The sequence below is a fragment of the Paraburkholderia phytofirmans genome, from assembly GCF_046028095.1.
In the GTDB taxonomy this organism is placed as follows: domain Bacteria; phylum Pseudomonadota; class Gammaproteobacteria; order Burkholderiales; family Burkholderiaceae; genus Paraburkholderia; species Paraburkholderia phytofirmans_A.
This window is the reverse complement of sequence record NZ_JAQQDJ010000010.1, coordinates 367025-373331: the sequence shown is the minus strand read 5'-3', so window position 1 is coordinate 373331 and position 6307 is coordinate 367025. Positions and strand designations below refer to the sequence as shown.

Here is a 6307-nt window from a genome sequence, read left to right as displayed (position 1 = left end):
GGCGGCAAAGAGAAGTAGGTGCCGCCCCGCACAGGGGCAACGCTAATAGACCACAAAGAATTCAAGGAAAGGCCAACACCCACAACACCCAAAAAAACAACCACCCACCGACCAACCAAACACCCCTCACAACGCCGCAGGCAAATTAGTCACTTTAGCATTCCGAAGATAAAGCAAAGTAGACAACCCCACCCCTGCCGCAGCGGCAACAGCGGCAAAGAGAAAAACCGACCCATACCCAAACTCCCCGGCGATATACCCGGCCAGCGGCCCAGTAATCCCAAGCGAGAGATCCAGAAACACCGAATAAGCCGACAAAGCCGCCCCACGACTAGCCGGCGGCACGAGCCCCACAGCCTCGACCCCGAGTGCCGGAAACACCAACGCAAACCCAAACCCGGTCAAAGCCGCCCCAGCCAGCGCAACATGAGGCTCAGGCGCCAACCACAACATCAACAACCCAGCACACTCAAACGAAAACGAAGCAATCGCGACCCGAAACCCGCCGTATGTCTTGATCGTATTGGCAAACAACAACCGCGCGCCAATGAACAGCGTCCCGAACACCGTCAACGACAAAGCCGCATTCGGCCAATGCTTAGCCGCATAAAACAGCGTGATAAAAGTAGCGATCGACCCAAACCCGGCCGAACCGAGCGCCAAGCCAATCCCATGCGGCAACACCCGCGTGAACACGCTCCGATACGACATGCGCTCGCCATGCACAATCGGCACCGGCGCGATCGGCCGAGCCAGATAAAAACCAAGCGCCGCGAGCAGAATCACCAGAATCCCCAAAGCGGCAAACCCAACCGTATGCTCGATCGCCACGCCCAGCGGCGCGCCGATTGCCAGCGCGCCATACGTCGCGATGCCGTTCCACGAGATCACCCGCGCATTGTTGCTGGTGCCGACCCGGCCGATGCCCCACAGAATCGCACCCGTGCCGCACAGACTCTCGCCGAAACCCAACACAAGACGGCTGCAGACCAAAAGCCCAAGACTCAGCACCGGCCAGCGCCCACACAGCACGGCCAGCAGCAGCAAAACCCCGCTCGCACCACAACCCAGCAAACCGATCGTCACAGTCCGCTTCGGTCCCAACGTATCCGCAGAACGTCCAGCCAGCGGCCGCGACGCCAGCGTCGCCAGGTATTGCACGCTGATCGCTGCACCCGCCAGCACGGCGCTGTAACCCAGGTCGTCGTGGACGTAGCCCGGCAGCACCGCGAGCGGAATTCCGATCGTCAGATAGCAAAGAAACGTGAAAAAGACGACCGGAATGATCTGCATGGTCGTCGCAAATTCGCTGCGAGGTGTCGCTGAGTCGGTGGACATGGGGAAAACGAGACTTGAAATCGGCGGGAAGGCGTGATTTTCCCATGGAACCGATTCTCTTGCAGGACTTGCTTAATAATTCGTCGGACGAAAAACCCTTCCAAGAACCATATAGTGGTCCGTTTTGGTCGCGCGAGTGCCTAATTTTTGAGCGCAACCAGCCAAAACACCGCGATTTAAAATGTCCGTTATGCTGCATAAAATTTAAAAACACAGAAAAAAATCATAATCACCATAAGCTAATCGCCTCCCAAACCCATCTCGATATCTTTTCGCGGATATGTCCCGCATGCGATCCGAGCTATGGGTTGTATTTATTGACGGTGATAGTTTTCGAACCATCACTGCTGCAGGTCCCCACGGACACAGAACATTCGAGAGTAACGAGACATGACTGAGCCGATTCGCTTCTACCACCGCAACGCGATCCGCGAGATCAAGGACGCGCCCGTCACCCGCACCGTCCTGCAATATCTGCGCGAAGACGCGCATTGCACCGGCACCAAGGAAGGCTGCGCCGAAGGCGATTGCGGCGCGTGCACGGTCGTGATCGGCGAGCGCAACGCGGCGGGCGGCGTCGACTTCAAGGCGGTCAACGCCTGCATCCAGTTCGTGCCGACGCTCGACGGCAAGGCGCTTTACACCGTCGAAGACCTGCGCCAGCCGGACGGCTCGCTGCATCCGGTGCAGGAAGCGATGGTGGAGTGCCACGGCTCGCAGTGCGGTTTCTGTACGCCGGGTTTCGTCATGTCGATGTGGTCGCTGTACGAAAAGCACGGTCACGAACATAGCTGTGCAAACAAGACCGTGCCGTCGCGCGACACGATCAGCAACGCGCTGACCGGCAACCTGTGCCGCTGCACGGGCTATCGCCCGATCGTCGACGCCGCCGTGCGCATGTTCGAAGCGCCCGCGCCGAAAGCGCCGGTCAACATCGAAGCGCTGTCGAAAGCCCTCGCTACGATCGAGCGCAAGGACACCTTCCACTATCAGCACGCCGGCCAGCAATTCGACGCGCCGCGCACGGTCGAAGCGCTCGCGAAGATCAAGGAGGCCGCGCCGGCCACGCGCATTCTCGCCGGCAGCACGGACATCGGCCTGTGGGTCACCAAGATGATGCGCGACCTCGGCAACATCGTGTATGTCGGGCAGATCGCCGAATTGCAGAAGCTCGAAACCAACGACGAATGGATCGAGATCGGCGCGGGCGTGAGCGTCGAGAAGGCCTACACGGAAATCGTCAAGCAGTACCCGGAACTGTTCGAAATGCAGCAGCGCTTCGCATCGCTGCCGATTCGAAACGCCGGCACGCTCGGCGGCAATATCGCAAACGGTTCGCCGATCGGCGATTCGATGCCGGGCCTGATCGCCCTCGGCGCGCGCGTGATCGTGCGCGGCGGCGAGATCGAGCGTGAAATGCCGCTCGAAGACCTGTACCTCGCGTATCAGAAGAAGGACATGGCGGAGCACGAGTTCGTCGTCGGGCTGAAAGTGCCGTCGCGCACTGGCGTACGCAAGAACCTGCAGTTCCGCACTTACAAGCTCTCGAAGCGTTTCGATTCGGATATTTCAGCGGTGTGCGCCGCGTTCTCGTTCATCGCCGACGGCAATGTGATCCGCGAGCCGCGCATCGCGTTCGGCGGCATGGCGGCCACTTCCAAGCGCGCGACGCACGCTGAAGCCGTGTTGCGCGACGCCGAATGGCACGAAGCGACCGCACAAGCCGCGATGCTCGCGCTCGGCAACGACTACGCGCCGCTGTCGGACATGCGCGCGACCAGCAACTATCGCCTTGAATCGGCGAAGAACACGCTGTACCGCTTCTGGCTCGAAACGCGGCCGAACAATCCGCTGCCCAAGAGCGCGCTGGATGTGCGCGCGGTTGCTGCGGCGTGCGCGCCTGCAGGCGTCTAAGCAGAAGCCCAACGGATACGGAGAACACACACAATGAATCAGCATGCCGAACCGTTCCTGAAAGACCTCAAGGAGCTCGACGACTTCACGCAGGTGCACGTCTCGCGTCCGCATGAGTCCGCGCATTTGCACGTGAGCGGCCGCGCGACCTACACCGACGACATTCCGACGCTCGCCGGCACGCTGCACGCCGCGCTCGGTTTGTCGTCCAAAGCGCACGCGAAGATCGTCTCGATGTCGCTCGACAAGGTGCGCGCCACGCCGGGCGTGGTCGCGATCTTCACCGCCGACGACATTCCGGGCGTCAACGACGTCGGCCCGATCATCCACGGCGACGATCCGATTCTCGCCGACGGCCTCGTGCAATACATCGGCCAGCCGATCTTTATCGTGGTCGCGACATCGCATGACACCGCGCGCCTCGCCGCGCGCCGCGCCGAGATCGTCTACGAGGAACTGCCGGCGATCCTGACCGCGCAACAGGCGCGCGCCGCGAACCAGCACGTGCTGCCGCCGATGAAACTCGCGCGCGGCGAAGCTGACACGAAGATCGCCCGCGCCGCGCATCGCGAAGCCGGCGAAATGCTGCTCGGCGGCCAGGAACAGTTCTATCTGGAAGGCCAGATTTCGTACGCGGTGCCGAAGGACGACGACGGCATGCACGTCTACTGTTCGACGCAGCACCCGACCGAAATGCAGCATATGGTCGCGCACGCTTTGGGCGTGGCGTCGCATAACGTGCTGATCGAATGCCGCCGCATGGGCGGTGGCTTCGGCGGCAAGGAATCGCAATCGGGTCTGTTCGCGTGCTGCGCCGCGCTCGCCGCGTGGAAGCTGCTGTGCCCGGTGAAACTGCGTCCGGACCGCGACGACGACATGATGGTCACGGGCAAGCGCCACGACTTTCACTACACGTATGAAGTCGGCTACGACGACAAGGGCGTGATCGACGGCGTGACGGTCGACATGACCTCGCGCTGCGGCTTCTCCGCCGACCTGTCCGGCCCGGTGATGACACGCGCGCTGTGCCACTTCGACAACGCGTACTGGCTCTCCGACGTGACGATCGACGGCTTCTGCGGCAAGACCAACACGCAGTCGAACACGGCGTTCCGCGGCTTCGGTGGTCCGCAAGGCGCGTTCGCGATCGAATACATCATGGACAACGTCGCGCGCTCGGTCGGTGAAGATTCGCTCGACGTGCGCCGCCGCAATCTGTACGGCAAGACGGAGCGTAACCAGACGCCGTACGGCCAGATCGTCGAAGACAATGTGATCCACGAGTTGATCGACGAACTCGAAGCGACCAGCGAATACCGCGCGCGTCGCGCGGCGATCAACGAGTTCAACGCGAACAACGAAATCCTGAAGAAGGGCATGGCGTTGACGCCGGTCAAGTTCGGCATCGCGTTCAACGTGACCCACTTCAACCAGGCCGGCGCGCTCGTGCACATCTATACCGACGGTTCGGTTCTGGTGAACCACGGCGGAACCGAAATGGGCCAGGGCTTGAACACGAAGGTCGCTCAGGTCGTCGCGCATGAACTGGGCATCGGCTTCAACCGCATTCGCGTCACGGCGACCGACACCAGCAAGATCGCCAATACATCGGCGACGGCGGCTTCGACGGGTTCCGATCTGAACGGCAAGGCCGCGCAGGACGCCGCGCGCCAGTTGCGCGAACGTCTGTCGGCGTTTGCCGCCGAGCGTTTCGGCGCGGGGAATGTGAGCGCGTCGGAAGTGCGTTTCATGCATGACCGCGTCGTGGTCGGTGACGCGATCGTGCCGTTCGAAGAAGTGATCGCGAAGGCTTACGTCGCGCGTATTCAACTCTGGTCGGACGGTTTCTACGCGACGCCGAAGCTCTATTGGGATCAATCGAAACTGCAAGGCCGGCCGTTCTATTACTACTCGTACGGCGCGGCCGTTTCGGAAGTGGTGATCGATACGCTGACCGGCGAAATGCGCGTGCTGCGCGCGGATGCATTGCATGACGTGGGCGCATCGTTGAATCCCGCGCTCGACGTCGGTCAGGTGGAAGGCGCGTTCATTCAGGGCATGGGCTGGCTCACGACCGAAGAACTGTGGTGGAACGCGGGCGGTAAGCTGATGACGCATGCACCGTCCACCTACAAGATTCCGACCGTCAACGATACGCCGCCCGATTTCCGCGTGCGCCTCTTCAAGAATCGCAATGCGGAGGACAGCATCCATCGTTCGAAGGCGACCGGCGAGCCGCCGCTGCTGCTGCCGTTCTCGGTGTTCTTCGCCGTGCGCGACGCGGTGTCGGCAGTCGGCGACCATAAGGTCAACCCGCCGCTGAATGCACCCGCGACCAGCGAAGAAATCCTCAAGGCGGTGGGCGCGGTGCGGGCCGCAACCGCGGCAGCGCGTTCATAAGCGTGACCGTAGCGCAGCAATGAGCCGGGAAAGAAGCACGTGAACAACACACTCACTGGAATGATCGCCATGAACGATTTTTCATCCGTTCAGATCGGCCGACGCAGCGCCGTGCAGATGCCGAGTCCGGCGCCGATGCATATCGTGCTGTTCGGCGCGGGGCACGTCGGGCACGCGCTCATCAAGCTGCTTGGCAGCTTGCCGTGCGTGGTCCAGTGGGTCGACGAACGCGACGAACTGTTCCCCGACGAAACGCCCGCCAACGTGCAAGTCGAAGCGACCGACACGCCGGACGCAATCGTCGATACCGCGCCGCCCGGCGCCTACTTTCTCGTGATGACGCATAACCACGCGCTCGATTTCTCGCTCGCCGCACGCATCATGCGGCGGCGCGATTTCACCTATTTCGGCATGATCGGTTCGAAGACGAAGCGCGTGAAATTCGAGCGTCGTCTGCTCGATCGTGGCGTGGATCTGGATCGGCTGGTGGAGATGACGTGTCCGATCGGCGTGGCCGGCATCGTCGATAAGGCGCCTTCGGCGATTGCCGTGGCGGTGTGCGCGGAGTTGTTGCAGATCCGCACGCGGCAGTTCGTGGCGCAACGCGCAACGCAGCAGCTCTGCGCGAGCGTCTGATGTCTGAGCAATAGATCGA

Annotated in this window: 4 protein-coding genes; 3 read left to right on the top strand and 1 reads right to left on the bottom strand. The window is 61.7% G+C overall.

Annotated elements, in window-relative coordinates; all coding sequences use genetic code 11:
• Positions 1–126: 126 nt before the first annotated feature.
• Positions 127–1338, bottom strand: coding sequence for an MFS transporter (locus PQR54_RS27075; protein WP_408251023.1), 1212 nt, complete (start codon positions 1336–1338; stop codon positions 127–129).
• 390 nt (positions 1339–1728) lie between these two features.
• Here PQR54_RS27075 and xdhA point away from each other — a divergent pair, with 390 nt between their 5' ends.
• From xdhA to xdhC, 3 genes are all read left to right on the top strand, one after another.
• Positions 1729–3252, top strand: a complete 1524-nt coding sequence (xdhA, locus tag PQR54_RS27070) for a xanthine dehydrogenase small subunit (protein ID WP_408251021.1) — start codon at positions 1729–1731, stop codon at positions 3250–3252.
• A 33-nt stretch (positions 3253–3285) separates the two neighbouring features.
• Positions 3286–5652, top strand: a complete 2367-nt coding sequence (xdhB, locus tag PQR54_RS27065) for a xanthine dehydrogenase molybdopterin binding subunit (protein ID WP_408251020.1) — start codon at positions 3286–3288, stop codon at positions 5650–5652.
• Between the two features lie 69 nt (positions 5653–5721).
• On the top strand, positions 5722–6288 hold the full coding sequence (gene xdhC, locus PQR54_RS27060) for a xanthine dehydrogenase accessory protein XdhC (protein ID WP_408251018.1): 567 nt from the start codon (positions 5722–5724) through the stop codon (positions 6286–6288).
• Positions 6289–6307 lie beyond the last annotated feature (19 nt).

What these genes read in the sequence shown, in the direction of transcription:
- xdhC (WP_408251018.1), top strand. Translation starts at nt 5,722, where the DNA reads ATGAACGATTTTTCATCCGTTCAGATCGGCCGACGCAGCGCCGTGCAG.
- PQR54_RS27075 (WP_408251023.1), bottom strand. Translation starts at nt 1,338, where the DNA reads ATGTCCACCGACTCAGCGACACCTCGCAGCGAATTTGCGACGACCATG.
- xdhA (WP_408251021.1), top strand. Translation starts at nt 1,729, where the DNA reads ATGACTGAGCCGATTCGCTTCTACCACCGCAACGCGATCCGCGAGATC.
- xdhB (WP_408251020.1), top strand. Translation starts at nt 3,286, where the DNA reads ATGAATCAGCATGCCGAACCGTTCCTGAAAGACCTCAAGGAGCTCGAC.